We start from the raw sequence: 20439 nt of genomic DNA, 5'->3' as shown, positions 1-20439 counted from the left end.
TAACTCACATTAATGATGCCTGATAGCCAGCCCCTGGGGATTCAGAATCATTAAGTCCGGAGGGAAAGTGAGAGATGAAGCCTGTCAGATATATCTTAATGACGTCATTGTCTATAACGTCCCTGTCTTTAGCGATGGCTGCAAATGCTACCTGGGACTCTTTTTTAAACGACTCCACGCTGGACACCAAAGTTAAGGCGAACCTTTACAATATTGGTGGTTCTTACAACTACAGCCTTGAGGGTATGCCTGTATCCGGAAAAAACAAAATCAAGATGGATGAGTTAACTGACCTCCGGCATAGCCGGAGGCTTATCAGATTACGCCCTCTAAGGGCTTTTATTGCGCCCAAGGGCGCTTACCAGTCAAGATCATACTGATCTCTATTTCCATCATTCTTTTCTTGATCTCGGATATATGCCCGAACCACTTCTTCATCAAGTCCTACTGTTGAGACAAAGTAACCTCTTGCCCAAAAATGCTCTCCGTTAAAGTTACGCTGCTTGCCTTTGAAATTTTTCGCAATCTCTATTGCACACTTTCCTTTCAGATATCCAACGACATGAGATACCGGATATTTGGGTGGAATACTGATGCACATGTGAACATGATCAGACATCAAATGCCCTTCGAGAATTTTGCAGCCTTTCCTTCTGACAAGCTCATGAAATATTTCTCCGAGAAACTTTCTCAAATTCCCATAGATTACCTTTCGTCTTCTCTTTGGGATAAAGACAATATGGTACTTACAATCCCAACGCGTATGAGCCAAACTCTTGTAGTCTCTCATTGGTTTTACCTTCAATTTTCTTGGTCGGAAACTGAAGGTTAGCTACTGTCGCTACGGTTAAACCTATGAGAGTCTCCCCGGCATAGCCGGGGGTTTATCAGTGTTAATTAGGTGCATCTCTCTGGATGGACTGGCAGTCAGGCTACCTCAATGACATGTTCGGAGTGCAGCTGGGTTATCAGTCTGGTCTTCCCAATCTTTATAACAACGGCTACCTTGAGGCACAAAACTCAATGATGCCTGGAGTGACTTTAAAAAACGACTATTCCCGTTTTTATGAGAGCAGCGCAGACGGCGGAATGATTGGCAAAGTGAGTAACGCGAACCTGCAGATGCGCCTTGGCGATGAAGAGAACTTTGGCAAATTGTCCGTAGGTCGTTTTACACCATCTATCTATAACCTGCTGCACCGCCCGGATTACATTTATTATTCAATGCATGAAGTGTATGAAGGGGCTTCGCTGACCGGCGAAATAAACTGGAGCTGGGGTATGATCCAGCCATGGTTCAATTACTTTACGGGTTTCAGCAGTGCTCATACAACCAGAACCGTCAGATTCAAGGACGATCTGGACAAAGGCGCTGGTTCTGGCCACTTCGATAAAATCTATAACATTGGTTACCACTCCGAGACCGATTACTTTACCAGTAGTGCCTCTTATTCCGTAGCGCCCGACTACCAGAAGAACGGGATTATTGAACTTTACACCGGGATTCCCCTGAGTTACCTGGCAGGCAACCCTGATGGGGACAGAAGCAAAATCCTTAAGTTTCTATTCAAATATGGTATGGAAAAAGGGACTGGCGACCTGAATTCTAATCACAAGACAGACGTTGTAGAGTTTGGTATCGGTATCGATACCGGTGATTTTGACCTGCTTGCCGGTGTGACCAAAATAGGTAAAGAAAGCTTCCGTGGGTTCCAGACCCAGGATGGTTACAACGCTGGAGGAGGCACTGCTGTCTGGGGTGACATGGCAGTCTTCAATAAGTTCGATCTTGCCAACCAGACAACCTATTTTCTCTTTGGTGGTTATAACCTTGATAACATTGGCTTTCAGAAGTGGCGGATACAGGGTGTTGCAGCCATGGCGACGGACACTGACAGAAGCAAGCTGACGATGGAACAGCAAGTGACGGTGGCAAAAGAAGACTATACCGAACTCAATCTCGAACTGGCTTACAACTACATGGGAGAAGGTCTTGGTTATCGGTTTATGGTGGGCGCGGATACGAACATGAAAGTCAATGGCTTTGCTCTATTCGTTGAATACAACACGGATATATTGAAGTAAACCATGCGAAAAGACGTTCATCTTAATTTTGGCTGGCAGTTTCTGGCCGATGTGGAAGAGTCATCCATCGGGCTTATCGACTGGGCAAATGAAGCCCATGTTGTTGACATACCACACACCGTTAAGGAGCTCCCCTGCAACAATTTTGATGAACGTTCTTATCAATATCTGTCAGCGTATCGGAAAACTCTTGAACCTTCTCTGTTTACGGGCGTGTCTCACGCCCGGCTCCGGTTTGAAGGCGTAATGGTGTCGTGCAAGGTGTTTGTTAACCAGACACTTGTCGCACATAACGTATCGGGCTACCTGCCTTTTGAAGTCGATATTCTGCCTTATGTTCATCCAGACGAACCCAGCGAACTGGTTGTTCTGGTGGATTCGGGTGAAAACCCTGAAATTCCGCCTTTTGGTCACGTTGTGGATTTTCTGGCTTTTGGCGGTATTTATCGGGAAGTCTGCCTGACCATGCTGGATCACGTTTACGTAAAAAATGCACGCATAGTCACTGAACTGCATCATCCAAAACCAGGTAGCGATCGTTTATCGGCAACATCAGCAAAAGTTCATGCTGACCTGTACCTTAATCATTCCGGAACGCCCGGACAGGAAATAACGCTCGATTTGCAGGTCAATGATCAGAACGGGAATACGATTCATCAGGAAACATTCATCCGAACATTGTCGGATGCCCCAGAAGAGGTCTGCTCACACACCCTTAACATCAATCATTCCAAGGTCGAGTACTGGTGTCCTGATCAGCCAACACTTTATACCCTTGTTATCAGGCTGTCAGACAATGAACGGGCAGACAGTGAACTGTTGGATACGGTGGCGCTCCGGTTTGGGTTCCGAACGGTAGCATTTCGCCCGGACGGGTTCTACCTCAATGGTGAGCGCGTGAAGCTCATTGGACTGAACCGGCACCAGTCTTACCCCTTTGTCGGTTATGCCATGCCGGAGAGCGCTCAGACCAGAGATGCAGAGCTGGTTAAGTTTGAGTTGGGTTGCAATTGTGTGCGCTCTGCTCACTATCCACCCAGTCCTCACTTTCTCAACCGTTGTGATGAAATCGGTTTACTGGTTTTTAATGAAATACCAGGCTGGCAACATATTGGCAAGGACCCTGTCTGGCAGCAACGAACGTTGGACAATGTTCGCGGGATGATTGAAAGAGACTGGAATCACCCTTCTGTGTTCATATGGGGTGTTCGTATTAACGAATCGACGGATTGTCACGAACTCTATAAAGCGACAAATGCCCTGGCGAAACGACTTGACCCAGGTCGCCCAACGGGTGGGGTTCGGTGTATTGCCAACAGTGAGCTGCTGGAAGACGTTTATACCTTCAATGATTTTTCACACACCGGGCGTAACGCGCCCCTGCAACAGCGGCAGCAGGTCGCAGGGGCAAAGGTTCCTTACCTGATAACAGAACACTGTGGTCATATGTTTCCCACCAAAACGTCTGATACCCAGAGCCGGTTGCTTGAACACGCATTGCGCCACGCCAGAGTGATTAATAAAGCCCTCAGCAGCCATGAGTACTCAGGAGCAATAGGGTGGGGCATGGCAGACTACAACACCCATGAAGATTTTGGCAGCGGCGATCGAATTTGTTATCACGGCGTTCTGGATATGTTCCGTGAACCTAAATACGCTGCAGCGGTCTACGCCAGTCAGCAAGACCGGCATCCGGTTATGGAGCTGGCTGGCAATATGAAAAACGGTGATTATGACGGTGCGCAGTTTGGTGCTCTCTGGGTGTTTACCAACTGTGACAGCATCAGGCTGTATAAAAACGACCAGTATTTACAGACCTTTTATCCTGACTCTCAGGGCTTCCCCCACCTGCTACACCCGCCGGTTATTCTTGATGACTTTATTGGTGACCAGATTGCCCGCCATGAGTCGTTCAGTAGCCGGGACTCCGAGAGCATACGGCAGCTGTTCTCGGCGATTAATCGTAAAGGGCTGGATGGGTTAAACCTTTGGGAAAAAGCCAGAATGCTCTGGCTGCTCAGGAAAAACGGCCTCTCGATTCAGGATGGCATAGGCCTGTTTGCTAAATACATTGGTAACTGGGGGGACGCATCAGCCAGCTACCGGCTGGAAGGGTACCGGAACGGACAGTGTGTGATCCGGAAAACCCGTGGTAAGTCACGACAGACAATGCTTGAAGTAAAAGCAGACAACGTCTGTCTGACACATCGACACACCTACGATGTAACCCGGGTGAGCATAAGGTGTCTGGATGAGGACGAGATGGTGCGACAGTACGCCAGCGATCCGGTACAGATTGAAGTAAGCGATGGATTATTACTGATTGGCCCCGCCCTGCGGTCTCTCAGTGCAGGGCAGACCGCTTTCTGGGTAAGAACAACAGGAGTCAGTGGTCAGAAAACCGTTACTGTAACCTCTGCCCGGTTTAAGGCTCAGACAATTACATTACAGGTTCAATGCCATAACCCGACCCTGTTGTCTGCATAAGACCTGACAGATTTTTAAAGTGTGATAACTAAGAACGTTGTGAATGATATCAATCAATAGTGAAGAGCAGGTGTTTCATCTGCAGACACTCAATAGCAGTTATATCCTGAAAGTATCAGACGCTGGTCATCTGTTAAACCTTTACTATGGGCCGAGGCTAGAACACAGGGAAACGCTGTCTCACCTTAACCACACTGCCCGGGTGAAGCTAGGGTCAACCACAGCCTACTCCTCAGCGGATGAGCGCTACTGTCTTGAAACCCAGAAACTGGAAGTGGGTACTACCGGTAAGGGAGACTATCGAGAACCCAGCCTTCATATTACCTATTGTGACGACGGCAGCAGTACATCGGATTTTATTTTTGACCGCTTTGAATTGAGTGGAGACAGGCCTGATCTGCCAGGGCTTCCTCACAGTCATTCTCCGTCTGAAGACGACCTTTCCCTGACCATTGTTTTAAGAGAAAAGCTGAAACCCGTTGAGCTGCATCTCCATTACACCTGTTTTGTACACACCGATACTATCTGTCGCAGTATGACCATTATAAACCGGGGTTCTGAGCCAGTTGTGCTGAACAAAGCCTGCAGTGCCAGCGTGGATTTGCCAGAGGCTGGTTTTGAGGCGATGCACCTGTCCGGCAAATGGATTGCAGAAGGGCAGCAGCAACGGCACAGCCTCAATAAAGGTGTGTTTTCCATTGGCAGTTCCCGGGGAGTCAGCAGTTCCAGTCACAACCCTTTTATGGCTCTGGTCAGCCCGGACTGTACAGAAGATTACGGCTGCTGCTATGGCTTCGCGCTCGTTTATAGCGGTAATTACAAAATAACCACCGAAGTATCGTCTTATGACCAGACCCGCATTATGCTCGGTGTCTCTGATCTTGATTTTGCCTGGCCATTGTCCGGCGGCATGCAATTTAACTGTCCGGAAGTTCTGATGACCTTCAGTCATGGCGGACTGAACCTGATGAGCCAGCATTTTCATGCCCATATCCGTCAGCATATTATTGACCGTGAATGGCAGGACAAGCCTCGCCCGGTGCAGGCTAATAACTGGGAAGCCACCTATTTCAATTTTGATGAAAGCAAACTGATGAGTCTTGCCCGCAAGGCACAATCTCTGGGTGTGGAGTTGTTCGTGCTGGACGACGGCTGGTTTGCTAATCGCAATGATGAGACCTCCGGGCTGGGCAACTATAACGAAGACCGGAAAAAACTACCCCGGGGGCTGGCAGGTATTTCCCGCAAAATACGACAGCTGGGTTTACAGTTCGGCCTTTGGGTAGAGCCTGAAATGGTATCAGTGAACAGCGACCTATATGAAAAACACCCGGACTGGGCTGTTACCAGTCCGGGGCGTGAGGCTTCGCCCGGACGACACCAGCTGGTGCTTGATATGTCGAACCCGTCGGTTGTGGATTATCTTTATGAGCAACTGTTCGACACTTTTCGCCGGGCGCAGGTCAGCTATGTCAAGTGGGATCATAACCGTAATTTAAGTGACGTTTATTCAAATCATTTAACGGCAGAGAAACAGGCCGGTTTTTATCATCGCTATGTACTGGGACTGTATGATCTTTTGTTCCGGCTAAAGGAAGCATTCCCCGGTATTTTGTTTGAGAACTGCTCCAGTGGTGGCAACCGGTTTGATCTGGGGATGACCTTTTTTATGCCCCAGACCTGGATCAGTGATAATACGGATGCTCATGAGCGAACTAAAATCCAGCAGGGATTCTCTTTGCTATATCCACCCTGTTGCATGAGCGCCCATGTCAGTGGACACCCTTCTCATCAGGTACTCAGGCATACTCCGATTGAGTCGCGCTTTAATGTCAGCTGTTTTGGCTTGTTAGGCTACCAGCTCGATTTAACGACACTTACCACCTATGAGGAGAAAGTGATTCGTCAGCAGGTTGGGTTTTATAAAAAGCACCGGGCACTTTTGCAGCAGGGTGTTTTTTATCGACTGTTATTGCCAGCCAGTAACCAGCGCGCCTGGATAATTATGAGGAAAGACAAGAGCGAGGCTATTGTTGGCTTTTTTCAGGGTTTGCAGGTGAGCAATCCGACTCTGAAAACCATCAGGTTACCCATGTTGAAGCCTGATGTGATTTACAGTATTAACAGCCGGGAGCAATATCAGAATATAAGGCAGTATGGGCATCTGGTGAATAAGGAACTTCCGGTCTCGATTAAAGATCGAGGGATTCTGCACGGTATCATCGCCAATCACTACCTGTTACCGGTTAATGCAGAATCCTACACCATGCACGGCGATCAGCTTCAGCACATGGGTATCCCCATTAAAAGTCAGTTTACCGGTACAGAGATAACAGAATATGTGTCGCATTTTGGTGATTTTGGTTCACGCCTCTACCACATAAGATGTCTGGACTGTTAGGATGCACGGTTGACAAGCCACTATATCTGCTTTGGTGGTTTATTTTTACTGGTTGATGACAGGGTTTGAAAGTGGATTTAGAGCAGGTGACCAATCGACGTACTCCCTCCCAGTACAGAAGCCGAACCAGGGTGACAATAATTCTGGATACCGTCAAAACACTGATTGAGGAAAAAGGAATTGAGCAGCTGAAGGTCAACGATATCGCCGAACGAGCCAATACCTCCATGGGGTCTATCTATCAGTACTTCTCTAATAAAGATTCCATGGTTCTGGCTCTGGCTGAGTACTTTGCCGAAACCATTCGCGGTATTATTGATCACAACATGCGAGAACTGAACTCTTTTAATGATCTTCGTCGTTTTATGCTGAAGAACTTTGACGATATTTATCGGCTGCACAAAAATGAGCCAGCATTAAGGCAAATCTGGTTTGACTCAATCAATCCGGAGCTGAATCGACTCGCCATTATAGACAGTCAGATTAATGCGGACAAAATTTACCACCGCCTGGTTGAACAGTTTGAACCGGCAGATAAGGCCCTGTTGCGTCGCTTTATTTTGTTAATCTGCTATCAGTTTGGCAACATGATGCGGCTATGTTTCGAAAACGATGACAGTACCCCCGAGCAGTTTCGAGACTTGTTTATTGACATAATGGCAACGAGTGCACCTAACTATCTCAGGGAAATTAAGGCTCAGGGAAAATAAGGCTCAGGGAAAATAAGGCTTGTGAGACGGGTTGAGCTGCAGAGGGTGATTAAGCAAGTCATATCCATAAATCACCCACCAATGCATTCCCGATAATTGCGCCCCGGTTACTCATACCCAAAACCAAAAGTAATTCTTTGGAATGGCTTCAGCGCCCGGAACAAGCTTTCGGCAAGATTACCTGCGTTTAAATGCCCTTCAAAGAGCTTACCCATAGTCTTAGAAAAACAGCACTACAGAATATACCAGCGGTTCGTCACTTTATAATAATTCCCAGCCGTCTTCATTCCGGGCATCAGTTTTTTCGGCAGGGATAACAACTTCTGGTTACAGCAGATTCCAGTAACCAGTTTTCGACAGCCAGTTGGTTGAGATATTCGGGATTCCCGATAAACCCGTCACGGGCAATGGCGGCACGAAAAAAGTACCGGCTTCCCTGACACTCCACCACAACTGCTTATCAATCGGAACGCTCAGAGCGCTGGCAGCTGGCAAAATAGTAGTTCCTGCCCAGGTAGATAATGTGCAGCGAAGCCGCAATGGGCAACAGATAGAGAAAAGCTCCGACCTCAAACAACTTTTCGATCGCATCGGCCTGATAGAGAATAGCAATAGACGATATCATCCCCATCAGCGACAACAGGCGAATTTTGCCATCACAGATCATGTTGGATTTCGGATGGCAAATTTTATAAACCAGCGCCAGCAAGGCAAAGAAACCAACCACACCACCCACCACCATCATGACCATGGTGATGGCCTGAAATTCACCACTCAGGGCAGACAATATCCAGAACGGAACAAAGGCAATACCGATAATCAGGTAGCACAGGGATGGACCGTAACAGATCATCAGTTCCAGCAATAATAGTAATTTACTGATTGGTTTCATGGATAAATAAACATCTCTTCTACTGTTTGCCTCCCCTGGCTATTACTAAGTACCCAACCACATAAAAATTCAGTCGCAACCCTGCTTGCTCTGTTGCCAGTACTCTTCCATTTCTTCCAGCGTCAGTTGCTGAAAATCCTGTTCTTCAGCCAGAGCGATAGATTCCATAGTACGGAATCGCCGTTCAAATTTCCCCGTGGCTTGCCGTAAAGCCAGTTCAGGGTCTACCTGTAAATATCGGGCTAAATTCACACAGGCAAACAACAGGTCTCCAAACTCTTCCGTCATTCGCTCCTGTCCTTCGGCCTGAGCCTCTTTCAGCTCGGTAATCTCTTCCTGTATCTTTGCATAAACCTGTGAGCTGTCAGGCCAGTCAAACCCCGTTTTTGCAGCCGCTTTCTGAATGATCCTTGCCTTTTCCAGCACTGGCAGTGCGGCAGGAAGTTTGTCAGGCAAGACGGACAGCGGCCTGGATGTCCCGGACTTTTCACGCTGTTTAATCAGACCCCAGTTTTCTGTCACCTGCTCCGGTGTAGTGGTTTCCTCTCCGGTACGCTCAGAGTGTAAGCTTCCTCCGGGGAAAACATGGGGGTGTCGGCGCACCATTTTGCTAACCAGCCCGTGAATGACATCTGAAATATCAAACAACGCCTCTTCCTGCGCCATCCGGGCGTGAAAGATCACCTGGAACAGCAGGTCACCCAACTCCTCTTTCAGGTTGTCGTAATCTTTACTGGCAATGGCTTCCAGCACCTCACACGATTCTTCCATCGTATAGTGCGCAATGGTGCTGAAGTTCTGTTCCAGATCCCAGGGACAGCCGGTGGCCGGGTCCCTGAGGCGATTCATCAAATACACCAGATCGTCGTAGCTATATTGCATCAGGCTTTTTACCTATGACTATTCCCATGACGTTCTCCCATGGCGTTCTCCCATGAGATGCTCCCATAATCAGGCTATTAATCTACTTACTCCTGGCTTCCTTCCGATAACGAACCGCTTCAATAACATTAGGTAGTTTATCCACCTTTGCCAGTACCACACCCAGCTGCTGCAAGCTGTTGACTTCCAGCGACAGTCGCATGGTCGCAATATTTTCTTCCTTGCTGGTGCGGGTACTGACTTCAAGAACATTGACCTTCTCATTCGCCAGCACGACAGTGATATCCCTTAACAGCCCTGAACGGTCATAGGCAAGAATCTGCACCTCTACCGGGTAACCATATTCAGGCGAGTGTCCCCAGTTGACCTCAATCATGCGCTCCGGTTCCTGATTCTGTAGAATCAGGGCGTTGTTACAGTCCTGACGATGAATGCTGACACCCCGCCCGGTCGTAATATAGCCAATGATCGGATCTCCGGGTACTGGCTGACAACAGCCCGCGATCTGCGTTAAGAGGTTACCGACGCCATCAATCGTGATGGTGCTATCTGATGTTTTTTCCTGTCTTGGCCTGGTGCGGATCTCAAAGTCTTTCTCTTCTTCAGGAGACAATTCACGCTGCGCCAGCGTTGTGATTTGTGCCACACGATAATCACCGGCACCAATGGCAGCGTACATATCGTCCAGGCTCTCGAATGACGTATTTTTCAACAACGGCTGCAGATCGACACTGGTCAGGGCCAGGCGTTTCAGCTCGGCATCCAGCTGGCTGCGTCCGTCAATGAGGTTAGAATCCCGGTCCTGTTTCTTCAGCCAGCTGGTAATCTTCGCTCTGGCGCGGTTGGTGGTGACGTAGCCCAGATCCGGGTTCAGCCAGTCACGACTCGGGTGGGCGTTGGAAGCCGTGAGGATTTCTACCTGATCCCCCGTTTTCAGGGTGTGGTTCAGCGGCACAATACGTCCACCGACTTTGGCACCACGACACTTCAAACCTACTTCGGAATGGATGCGAAAGGCAAAATCCACCGGGGTCGCCCCTACCGATAAATCAACCACATGGCCATTACGGGTAAAGACATAGATACGATCCGGCTCGATATCGGTACGCCACTCTTCGGCAATGCCGCTCAGGTCGCCCAGTTCTTCGTGCCACTCCATAACCTGACGCAACCACGCCAGCTTCTCTTCATAGCTGTCGCTCTTGGCATTAACGTCCGTACCTTTGTATTTCCAGTGAGCACACACCCCCAGCTCAGCTTCTTCGTGCATGTTTTCGGTGCGAATCTGCACTTCCAGGGTTTTACCGTTTGGTCCGAACACCGCCGTATGCAGAGAGCGATAGCCATTCTCTTTGGGCGTTGCGATGTAATCGTCAAACTCCTGGGGAATATGGTTGAACAGGGAATGCACCACACCCAGGGCGGCATAACAGTCGCGCACCTGGTGGGTAATAATGCGGAATGCCCGAATATCGTAGAGTTCCCGGAAATCCAGCCCCTTGCGCTTCATTTTGCGCCAGATACTGTAGATATGCTTGGCACGACCATAAATCTCACAGTCAATGTCCGCCTCTTTCATGGCTTCCTGCAGCTGCTCGACCACGCTGTCGATATATTCTTGCCGGTCCAGACGTTTTTCATCCAGCAGACGGGCAATCTTCTTGTAGTCCTGAGGTTTGAGATAGCGGAAGGAGAGGTCTTCCAGCTCCCATTTGATATAACCAATCCCCAGACGGTGCGCCAGTGGTGCATAAATCTCGAACACTTCACGGGCAACCCGGCGGCGCTTTTCCTTGTCAGCATCGCGCAGGGCGCGAATGGCACAAGTACGTTCAGCCAGTTTGATCAGGGCAACCCGGACATCGTCAATAATCGACACCAGCATTTTGCGGACTTTTTCCAGCTGGTCCTGGGACTGGTCCAGCACCTGGGTACGAGCCGGGTTAAGCAGTGTGCTGATGGCAGCCATGCCCTGTACTGACTTAATGAGGGAAGCCACGGTTGCACCAAAGCTTTCCTCCACCATCTTCAGCGCCAGCTTACGCTCGCGCACAGTACGGTATAACGCCGCTGCCACCAGGCAGTCCGGGTCGACCTTCAACCCGGCCAGAATTTCGATCATTTCAAGGCCAGTGCGATAGCAGCCGGGCCCGGTGGGCCACACGGTATCGGCCTGCAAACGCGCCTGTTCTTCAGCCGTGCGACTCATTTCACAGGCTTCCCGCAGGCGTGCAATATTGCTGATACCATGGGCGTCAGCCAGACGCTGCAACCAGGCGTCCAGATCGACAGAGCCATCGTATCGGGTTGGGTGATCTTCTCTTACCTTGACCATATCAGTCTTTCCCTATAAATCCGGTTTGCCGGAATGTTTTCCGGCGGGCAAAACTGCCTTCAGCTTCTTATAAACAGACCCATGGATTCAACATGAGCCGTTTGCGGGAACATATCCATGACACCCAGTTTTGCCAGCTGAAACCCCTGTTCAGCCAGAGCGCCAGCATCACGTGCCAGAGTGGCTGGGTTGCATGAAATATAGAGTACTCTGTCTGGCAAAGTCTGTGCCATTTGTTCAATAATCTCTATAGCCCCTGTTCTTGGGGGGGTCAAGCAACAGTATGTCGTAGTTCCGGTCAAACCAGTCGTTGCCCTTTGCCAGTGCAGACAGGTCAGCCTGATGGAAATCGCAGTTTTCAATCTGATTCAGGTTCGAATTATAACGAGCCCGTTCAACCGCTCCGTCGCTCCCCTCAACGCCCGTAACGGTTTGAACATGACGAGCCAGCGCCAGGGAAAAATTACCTAACCCACAGAACAGATCAAGTACCCGGTCAGTCGCTTTCGGTTGTAACCATTCAACCGCCTGCGTCACCATTTTACGATTAATCGCCCAGTTCACCTGGGTAAAATCAGTGGGACGAAACTGCAGTTTCAGGTCGAATTCCGGAATCTGGTTATACAGCCACGTATCATCCCGAGGTTTATAAAGGCAGTGAACCCTGTCGGGATCGCCCTGCAGATAAAGATGCAGCTGTTCCTCCCGGGCAAAAGTGCGGAGTGTTTCGGCATCCTGTTCGGCAAGGGGGCGAATATGACGCAGCAAAATGGCTCGTCCACTGTCAGCATCAAACAGTTCGGCATGACTGATCGCCTGATGTTTCTGCAACTGTGGTAACAGTTCGCGCAGACGCCCGGGCAGAGGCTGCAGGGATTCTGCCAGTACCGGACATTCGCTGATGGAGCAGATGGCTTTGCTCTGCTTTTCACGGAAACCCAGCGCCAGGCCGCTCTTTTGCCAGCGGATGGATAAACGGGCGCGATGGCGATAACCATAAGGTTCTGATACCAGAGGCGGGGCTATCTCTGCGGGGGTGAGCGAGGAAAAGCGTCGTAACTGATCCAGCACGATCTCCTGCTTGCCTGCCAGCTGCCCCTTATGAGACCAGTATTGCAGGCTACAACCACCGCACTGCTTAAAGTGTTTACAGGGTGGTTCAACCCGCTCACCGGAGGATTCAATAATGTTATGGACACGACCATTAAGAAAGCGGCGACGGTCTTCCAAAACCCTGACTGTGACCGTTTCTCCCGGAAGCGCACCCTCTATAAACAGGGTTTTGCCCTGCTCTTTATTCCGAGCTGTTTTTCCAGCTCCGTGAACGAAAGTCCTGTTAACGGAAGCGACCTGAGTACGAGCCAGACCGCGACCGTCATGGGAAAGACCTGTCACCAGCACTTCCCCTACATCCTGACGCTTGCCAGAGGAAGCCTGTCGATTACGCATGAAGATAACCTTAAATGAAAATCAAAAGTGGACTCGTCTGGTCGGTATTCAAACTGCCCGGACTGCCCTGAAAGTACAAACCCTTATTGTATCGGGAATTGCCATCAAGATCAGTGTATACATGGTAAAAAATCTTCAGGGAATTGCTGGTGATCGCTTTTCAGCTAAATACCGCTAACGGGAGAAACCACTCGCTTCTTCTGAGCCTGTTGTTGTATTCCCTTCTGTATAAGCGTGCTTCCCGGCACCGGCCAATACACCATCCTTGACAATGTAATACTCTTCCCTGATCGGCTTCCCGGCAAAAAAACACTCCAGAATCTCCCGGGTTCCCGCTGCATAACGAGCCTGTGCTGACAGGGTTGTACCCGATGTGTGTGGTGTCATTCCATGATGAGGCATACGCCTCCAGATATGATCATCTGGTGCTGGCTGGGGAAACCAGACATCCCCGGCATAACCACTGAGCTGACCTGATTCCAGAGCATCCGCAACTGCCTGTCTGTTACAGATTTTCCCTCGCGCCGTATTGACCAGGTAAGCGCCTTTTTTCATTTGGCTGATCATTTCACTATCAAAAAGATTTTCCGTTTCCGCATGTAACGGGCAGTTTATTGTCACCACATCGCATTCTGGCAGCATGGACTCAACGGTGGCGTGGTAAGTTAATCCCAGTTCCTGTTCTATGGATTCAGGCAGGCGATGTTTGTCACAGTAATGGAGATGGGTATCGAACGGTTTCATCTTTCTCAGAACCGACAGCCCAATTCTACCGGCAGCAACTGAGCCAATATGCATACCTTCAACATCATAAGATCGTTGTACTGCGTCAGCGATGTTCCACCCACCGTCTCTAACGATCGCATGCTGAGTATGGTAATCACGAACCAGAGACAGGATCATCATGACAACATGCTCTGAAACGGACACGGAGTTGCAGTAAGTGATTTCAACCACATCAACCCCATTTTTTATGGCAGCCTGCAAGTCAACATGATCAGAACCGACTCCAGCGGTAATGGCCAATTTTAATTGCTTCGCCCCTTCAATCCGTTCTTTTGTTAAATAGAATGGCCAGAAAGGCTGTGAAATCACAATATCTGCATCAACCAGCTCTTTTTCCGCAACAGAGTTCAAGCCGTCCTTATTGGATGTAACAACCAGCGTATGGCCACCCTCTTCAAGAAACCGTCTTAACCCCAGCTCTCCTGACACTGATCCGAGTAACTCTCCGGGGGTAAAATCTATCGTTTCAGGTGTCGGCAAACGCGATCCGTCCGGATAACTATGGAGAGCAGGCAGTTGCTCAATTGGATAATGCTGTGGCATTCCGCCAGAAGGATCGTCGTACAAGATAGCCAGAATTTTCATACAATACCTCACGGGGTTAAGTGAACCCTGTGAGGTATTGTAGATACCCGATTGGCTTGCCGTATGACATTTTCTGCCTCTTTTTCCACCACATTTTCCTTCACTAAAAAAACCAGACTATGCGACAGTCGATGACTTATGGGGTATCCTCCCCAAAAAATAAATACGACCACCTGTGGAAGAAACCTTTATGGCATATCCGACGATTGAAGCTCTGGTGGGCAATACACCACTGATTCGCCTGCAGCGAATCGCTGAACCGTCATCCAATACCATTCTTCTGAAAATGGAAGGCCAGAACCCCGCCGGGTCGGTTAAGGATCGTCCAGCCCTGTCCATGATCACTGAAGCCGAATCCAGGGGTGACATTAAGCCGGGTGATACATTGATTGAAGCCACCAGTGGCAACACAGGTATAGCACTGGCAATGGCAGCAGCCATTCGTGGCTATCGCATGGTGCTGATTATGCCTGACAATATGACCGAAGAACGTCGTAAGTCCATGTCAGCCTATGGAGCCGAGCTGATACTGGTGCCTCAGTCGAAAGGCATGGAAGGCGCCCGGGACCTGGCTCTGGAAATGGGGCAGAAGGAACAGGGCAAGGTACTGAACCAGTTTGCCAATCAGGATAATTCTCTCGCTCATTATCATGGCACCGGCCCTGAAATATGGCAGCAGACTCATGGCACCGTCACTCATTTTGTTAGCTCTATGGGAACTACCGGAACCATTATGGGGACTTCCCGCTATCTCAAAGAACAAAATCCCGGGATTGAAATTGTCGGATTGCAACCCGCCGCAGGAGCCAGTATTCCCGGAATTCGTCGCTGGTCGCCAGAGTATTTGCCGGATATCTACGATGCCAGCCGTGTTGACCGGGTGATGGATATCTCCCAGCAGGAAGCAGAACAGACCATGCGGGACCTGGCCACCAAAGAAGGTATCTTTTGTGGCATCTCATCGGGAGGTGCTGTAGCGGGTTCACTTCGTCTGGCTGAAGAGGTTGAAGGCGCCACCATTGTCTGCATCATCTGCGACCGGGGTGACCGGTATCTGTCATTGCTCTGAAAATGTTGGCAAACCAGTTTAATCGCTTAGAACCCATCTGAACAAAAAAACAGGCTTGTGAGGAACTGAAACCTTCCGGGTGACTCTAAGGGGTGATAACTCTGTGAAAGACAACTTCCAGTAATGATTTAACAAGGAAATTAAAGCCAGTATGGACGCTGCATCAGGCTCTGCCGCCGTAACCAGGGCAAACATCAGTACTGAAATCAACAGGAAAGAGGTGATAAAAAACCCCTGCTGCCTGTACAGAATGGTTTCGAAGAAAACGCTTATCTCCCATCTGACCAAGCTACCAGAGCCTGGCTATGTCCTGAATCGCCACGTGAGAGATCGGCTTCTGGATAAAGCGTGGTTCCATCTGGAAGTCTTTCGACCAACCGTCTCGAGCAACTTTGATCCCGATGGGCCAGAACCGACTAAACCAAATGATCCTGATGACCCGACTCTGGAGCTAAGGGAGCTAATGAAAAGTGCTGTATACGATAAGTCTGACAGTAGTATCGGTATTAGCTGCCAAACAAAAGGTGTGTCAAAACTTATAAGCTGTGTAAACAAAACGGTCATCCTGCCTGACCCGGAAGAAATGCCTGTAAACACGCCCATTGCGATTTACAACAAAGACGCTACATACCCGTTCGTACTGACTGGAAAGCAATCCTCCGACTTACAGCCGATGCCTCTTAAAGCCAACTGTGGAACGATTATCCATGTCATAGAAAATAAGAATTCACGCAAGTGGGAAACCCTGTCGAGTTACGAATCGAAGAGCAGGAAATCTCCTGTCAATCCTATTCTTATTGAGATCCCAACCAAAGAAGAGAAGCTTGAGAAGAAAAAGCTTAAGCTAGCAGGTAAAAGCTGCAAGAAGACATACAAAGGTGAGCCGTTTCTTACAACCCCTATGGTTGAGGATCTGGCAGCAGAAGCAACAGGTCTGTCAAAACCCGATTTCTACAAACATAAAAAAACGACAACCGATCCGTTTAAGAAGATATTAACCGACAAAGGTGAAAAAACGCTGGATAACGGTAAAAAGGTAGTTACCACTAACCTTCTTGTGCAGTCGACCAGTTGCGAACATATTATCCATGTGAGGCTAATTCGTGATGACGACAATAATATTTTCATCTACATGCATGAAACGCTGAAGCCTGACGACCCTGTCGCTCTCAACATTAGTGATGATGTTATGAATGCTGTTGCTGATATGTATTACAGCTACAACCTTTATTTGCTGAAGCCCGGTTTTGAGTTACAAAAAGACTCCAGTGGCTGCTCCCAGCTTGCCCTTGAATCAATAATAGCCTTTAACGAAACGCCAGACCTGGATGAGTGGGTAATTAAAACAGCAAAGGATGCTGGTGCGCTTATTTCCCAGCCAAAGAGAAAGCGTAGAGAAAAAGCAGACCCGGCATCACTGATAAAAGACGACAAGTTTTATATTACAGCTGACCAGATGCATGCTCAGTTACTCAAAAGCAATCAGAACAAAGCGTTACTTCCTGACAGTACGGAAATACCCAGGTCATCTGCGCATGCAGGCCAGACAAAAAGCAAACAACGGAAAGCGGACAAGCTCACTGACACCCAGCTCGATACCGTCATTGACAAAAAGACTGGTCAAACCCTTCGAAAACATTATCAGAAACACACCGTGTCAGTACCAGACGAAGATAACCCTGGCCAAACATCTGATGTCAACCTGTTTGCCCTGGGATCGCGATATCAAAATATTCTCAAGTGGGAAGATTTACAACAGAAGAAAAACCACCTCGAAACCACCAAAAGAAAGGCTAAGCCCGTGAACACAGGCGAGAAAACCAAAAAACAAAAGCCCAATCCTTTAAACGACTCTTTACAACATCTTCGTGATGCTTTAGCTGTCGGGCCGGAAATTAGTCAAGATAAACTCATGAACATGGCTGCCCGGAATATCACAGAAAAAACAGAGGCGCTGGATAAGAAGGAACAACAGATAAGCCAGCTTCAAACACAATCAAAAGCTAACCCGGATATTTCATAAAAAGAGGCAAGTTCCGCCCAATCACTTGATATAATTGGGTCGACCAAAAAAATGCTTCGGAAGAAGCAAACCGGAACTTGCCATGAACAAATTTACACAAGAACAGCTTCGTTTTCACCCCTCCAACGGAAAAACTATCCGGGCAGACTTCAATGGCGGAGAATTATCCTCTGATTTTGGCGCCCTGATGCTACGTGAAACAATGCTTCACAGCGGTATCATATCCAGGCTGACTGACGGCATTGACGATAAACGTCATCAATCCTACATCGACCACACCCTGCAAGAACTCATTGCCCAAAGAGTTTTGCAAATGGCCTGTGGTTATGAAGATGCAAACGACAGCAACCATCTGCGTAAAGACCCAATCTTTAAGCTTGCCAATGGAAGAAACCCACTGGACGATGATAACCATCTGGCTTCCGCTCCAACGTATACAAGGCTTGGTCAGTCCATGACCAAACGGGATATTTATAATATGACCAAAGCACTGGCTGATCACTTCATCAGCAGTTATGAATACCCGCCATTAGCCATCATTATCGACCTGGATCATACGCCTGCTATCACCCATGGCGGCCAGCAGATGAACCTGTTCAACGCCAAATATCAAGACTACTGTTACTTGCCCTTAATGATCTTTGAGGGGCTCAGCGGCAAGCTGATCACTTCGATCCTGCGTCCTGGAAAAACACCCACAGGCCGAGAGAATGCAGCTATTCTCCAGCGCCTCATTAAGCTGATCCGTACAAGATGGCCGAAAACCCATTTACTGGTTCGTGGGGATAGCCACTTTGCCCAACCAGAGTTAATGCAGGTTGTTCAGGATGACCCTCACTCCGACTACGTGCTGGGAAAAGGCGCAGGACACAAGACGGCCTTGCGACCTAAAGCCAAAGAGTTGCTGGATGAAGCGCGGAAAGCTCTCGACGTTAAAACCGGGCTGGCAAAACTGAACAACATGCCAGAGCCTGAGCGACTCAGGCTCTACGGAGAAACGGACTATCAGGCAAAAAGCTGGAAAGGGCTGGACACCCGGATAATCTATAAGGCAGAGGTCAACCAGAAAGGCGACAATCCCCGCTTTATTGTGACTTCGATGATGGAGGCTTCCCCCGAGGAAATATATGAAGACCTTTATTGTCCCAGAGGGCAGGATGAGAACTTCATTAAGCATCTGAAAAGTGATTTGTCCGGTGATCGCTTGTCAGATCAAGGCTTTCTGGCAAATCACCTGAGAATGTTTTACGCCTGCGCTGCTTATGTTCTTCACTATGAGCTGAGAACCAAGGCACTGAAAGGTACGGAGCTGGAAAAGGCACAGCCATCAACCGTGATCACAAAACTTTGTAAGGTCGCGGTTAAAGTGGTTGAGTATAAAGACCGAATCAAACTTCACTTGCCCCGCAGCTGTCCAATAAAAGGGCTTTTGCAGCATATAACCGAAGTCTTTTATTCAATGCCGCTGCCTCGACCGGGATAGTCAGCTTCATAAACTCAATCAGAATAAAATAGCGACCAACAGAAAGAGTGTTGGGGAATTCTGTTGTCCTGAAAAAGCAGGTGCTGATCAAAAAACATCCGAATTAATGGTGAGTTCGGGTTGTAATACCTTTTTCATGGACAGTAGAGCAACAGACCTCCGAAAAAATCAGAATGGGATGTTTTTTCCGGAACTTGTTGCTCATTTATGAAATATTCGGGCTAAAGAAGAGCAATGGCATGGAAAGTTTAAGATCATGACATTGGAAGCCAGCCAAATGACACAGACGCTAGAAGGCATGAGTGCCAGAACAGAGCAGCAGCAGCGAAAAATTACAGACCTCAACAACCGTGTTGCTGAGCTAACCCGTAAACTTGAACAAAAAACCGATGCACTGGCCAAAATACATGAGCTGTCCCGTTAGATAACATTAAAATCATCTGCGACCGGGTAGAGGGAGGAACCACTGACTGTCATTGCTAAGAAGGGACTGGTGGGAAAATGTCGTGGCTACTACAACTCATCATCCATTGAAATAATCTCCCAACGTCCCAATTTTCCCTCGATAAAGCGCTGGGGAAGTTGGTAGGTATCATGCCTTATCTGCTCATTAACACCTAAATCCCTGCTAAACAGGCAATGGACATTCAAGTATTGAGAAAATTTGGTTTTAATTTCCTCCAACAATGAATGCAAGTATGTCACGTTACTTGGTACGCAAATATCATATAGTTGTGCAGTGCGTTTTTCCCCTGTTTCGAGTTTCTCCGCCCTGTCAGCCTTAACGATTGCTTTGTACACATTACTCGGCCCCTGACTCTGATATAAAGGAGTACCAAGTTGATGAAACGACCTTCTGGGTATTAGTAAATAGTTAAAAGTCATCTGACCTCCGGAGATAACTTCCCAGGCTTCGAACGATCCTTGCATTAAAGGGATTGGACTTGCCAAATGGGGGCTTATCACAGTCCCGTGTGCACAATAAAATGACAGGCGGAGTTCCGTTGGCACATTAAACATTTCTGTCACCCCACCTATGCCGTTCCTCGCTGCCACTCCAGTCCTGCAGTCAATAATCAGATTTCCAACCTTGGCTTTGCCAAACCCCCGACCTTTCCATGTAAACAGAAAAAAGTGATTATCGGTATGATACCGACGTCCCTTAGCACCAGTAAAAGGCATAATCTGCGTACTCCTTATAAAAGAGTTGTTAAAGCTCTCCGGGGTATCCATGACCAAGTGTAGTCCTGAT

At 48.5% G+C, this 20439-nt stretch carries 18 protein-coding genes; 9 read left to right on the top strand and 9 right to left on the bottom strand.

Going from position 1 to position 20439, the window contains the following annotated elements; all coding sequences use genetic code 11:
* Window positions 1-4: 4 nt before the first annotated feature.
* Window positions 5-178 (bottom strand): hypothetical protein, encoded by a 174-nt coding sequence (locus NX722_RS05190; protein WP_262567027.1) that lies wholly within the window; start codon window positions 176-178, stop codon window positions 5-7.
* A 180-nt stretch (window positions 179-358) separates the two neighbouring features.
* On the bottom strand, window positions 359-790 hold the full coding sequence (tnpA, locus tag NX722_RS05185) for an IS200/IS605 family transposase (RefSeq protein WP_262567026.1): 432 nt from the start codon (window positions 788-790) through the stop codon (window positions 359-361).
* Between the two features lie 125 nt (window positions 791-915).
* On the opposite strand from tnpA, the gene NX722_RS05180 reads away from it, so the two are divergent.
* The 4 genes from NX722_RS05180 (at window position 916) to NX722_RS05165 (ending at window position 7683) form a co-directional block, all read left to right on the top strand.
* On the top strand, window positions 916-2085 hold the full coding sequence (locus tag NX722_RS05180) for a hypothetical protein (protein WP_262567025.1): 1170 nt from the start codon (window positions 916-918) through the stop codon (window positions 2083-2085).
* Between the two features lie 3 nt (window positions 2086-2088).
* Window positions 2089-4572, top strand: a complete 2484-nt coding sequence (locus tag NX722_RS05175) for a glycoside hydrolase family 2 protein (protein WP_262567024.1) — start codon at window positions 2089-2091, stop codon at window positions 4570-4572.
* Window positions 4573-4615: 43 nt separating this feature from the next.
* A complete protein-coding gene (locus NX722_RS05170) occupies window positions 4616-6973 on the top strand; it encodes an alpha-galactosidase (protein WP_262567023.1) in 2358 nt (785 codons plus the stop codon).
* Between the two features lie 71 nt (window positions 6974-7044).
* Window positions 7045-7683 carry a TetR/AcrR family transcriptional regulator gene (locus NX722_RS05165; RefSeq protein ID WP_262567022.1) on the top strand — a complete coding sequence of 213 codons (639 nt, stop codon included), beginning with the start codon at window positions 7045-7047 and terminating at the stop codon, window positions 7681-7683.
* Window positions 7684-8143: 460 nt separating this feature from the next.
* Here the strand turns inward: NX722_RS05165 and NX722_RS05160 are convergent, their stop codons facing one another.
* From NX722_RS05160 to rlmD, 5 genes are all read right to left on the bottom strand, one after another.
* Entirely contained in the window at window positions 8144-8575 is a 432-nt protein-coding gene (locus NX722_RS05160) for a hypothetical protein (protein WP_262567021.1), read from the bottom strand.
* A 69-nt stretch (window positions 8576-8644) separates the two neighbouring features.
* Entirely contained in the window at window positions 8645-9457 is an 813-nt protein-coding gene (gene mazG / locus NX722_RS05155) for a nucleoside triphosphate pyrophosphohydrolase (RefSeq protein ID WP_262567020.1), read from the bottom strand.
* 82 nt (window positions 9458-9539) lie between these two features.
* Window positions 9540-11792: a GTP diphosphokinase gene (gene relA, locus NX722_RS05150; protein ID WP_262567019.1), complete on the bottom strand. Its 2253-nt coding sequence runs from the start codon at window positions 11790-11792 to the stop codon at window positions 9540-9542.
* 59 nt (window positions 11793-11851) lie between these two features.
* Window positions 11852-12025 (bottom strand): hypothetical protein, encoded by a 174-nt coding sequence (locus NX722_RS05145; protein ID WP_262567018.1) that lies wholly within the window; start codon window positions 12023-12025, stop codon window positions 11852-11854.
* A gap of 4 nt (window positions 12026-12029) precedes the next feature.
* A complete protein-coding gene (rlmD, locus tag NX722_RS05140; RefSeq protein WP_262567017.1) occupies window positions 12030-13241 on the bottom strand; it encodes a 23S rRNA (uracil(1939)-C(5))-methyltransferase RlmD in 1212 nt (403 codons plus the stop codon).
* Between rlmD and NX722_RS05135 the strand changes: the two genes are divergently transcribed.
* Window positions 13240-13419 (top strand): hypothetical protein, encoded by a 180-nt coding sequence (locus tag NX722_RS05135; protein ID WP_262567016.1) that lies wholly within the window; start codon window positions 13240-13242, stop codon window positions 13417-13419. The two genes, rlmD and NX722_RS05135, sit on opposite strands and share 2 nt — an antisense overlap.
* On the opposite strand, the gene NX722_RS05130 is transcribed toward NX722_RS05135, so the two are convergent.
* A complete protein-coding gene (locus NX722_RS05130) occupies window positions 13416-14612 on the bottom strand; it encodes an NAD-dependent formate dehydrogenase (protein WP_262567015.1) in 1197 nt (398 codons plus the stop codon). The two genes, NX722_RS05135 and NX722_RS05130, sit on opposite strands and share 4 nt — an antisense overlap.
* A gap of 190 nt (window positions 14613-14802) precedes the next feature.
* On the opposite strand from NX722_RS05130, the gene cysM reads away from it, so the two are divergent.
* The 4 genes from cysM to NX722_RS05110 all read left to right on the top strand — a co-directional run bounded on the left by cysM (window position 14803) and on the right by NX722_RS05110 (window position 19611).
* A complete protein-coding gene (cysM, locus tag NX722_RS05125) occupies window positions 14803-15681 on the top strand; it encodes a cysteine synthase CysM (RefSeq protein ID WP_262567014.1) in 879 nt (292 codons plus the stop codon).
* 151 nt (window positions 15682-15832) lie between these two features.
* Complete coding sequence (locus tag NX722_RS05120; RefSeq protein WP_262567013.1) at window positions 15833-17704, top strand: hypothetical protein; 1872 nt, start codon at window positions 15833-15835, stop codon at window positions 17702-17704.
* An 82-nt stretch (window positions 17705-17786) separates the two neighbouring features.
* Window positions 17787-19187, top strand: coding sequence for an IS1380 family transposase (locus tag NX722_RS05115; protein ID WP_262563762.1), 1401 nt, complete (start codon window positions 17787-17789; stop codon window positions 19185-19187).
* A gap of 277 nt (window positions 19188-19464) precedes the next feature.
* Window positions 19465-19611, top strand: a complete 147-nt coding sequence (locus NX722_RS05110) for a hypothetical protein (RefSeq protein ID WP_262567012.1) — start codon at window positions 19465-19467, stop codon at window positions 19609-19611.
* 89 nt (window positions 19612-19700) lie between these two features.
* Here NX722_RS05110 and NX722_RS05105 read toward each other — a convergent pair whose 3' ends face one another.
* Window positions 19701-20420 carry a putative adhesin gene (locus NX722_RS05105; RefSeq protein WP_262567011.1) on the bottom strand — a complete coding sequence of 240 codons (720 nt, stop codon included), beginning with the start codon at window positions 20418-20420 and terminating at the stop codon, window positions 19701-19703.
* Between the last annotated feature and the right edge of the window lie 19 nt (window positions 20421-20439).

The organism is Endozoicomonas gorgoniicola, assembly GCF_025562715.2.
Taxonomy (GTDB): Bacteria; Pseudomonadota; Gammaproteobacteria; order Pseudomonadales; family Endozoicomonadaceae; genus Endozoicomonas_A; species Endozoicomonas_A gorgoniicola.
This window is presented reverse-complemented; position numbering and strand designations above follow the sequence as displayed.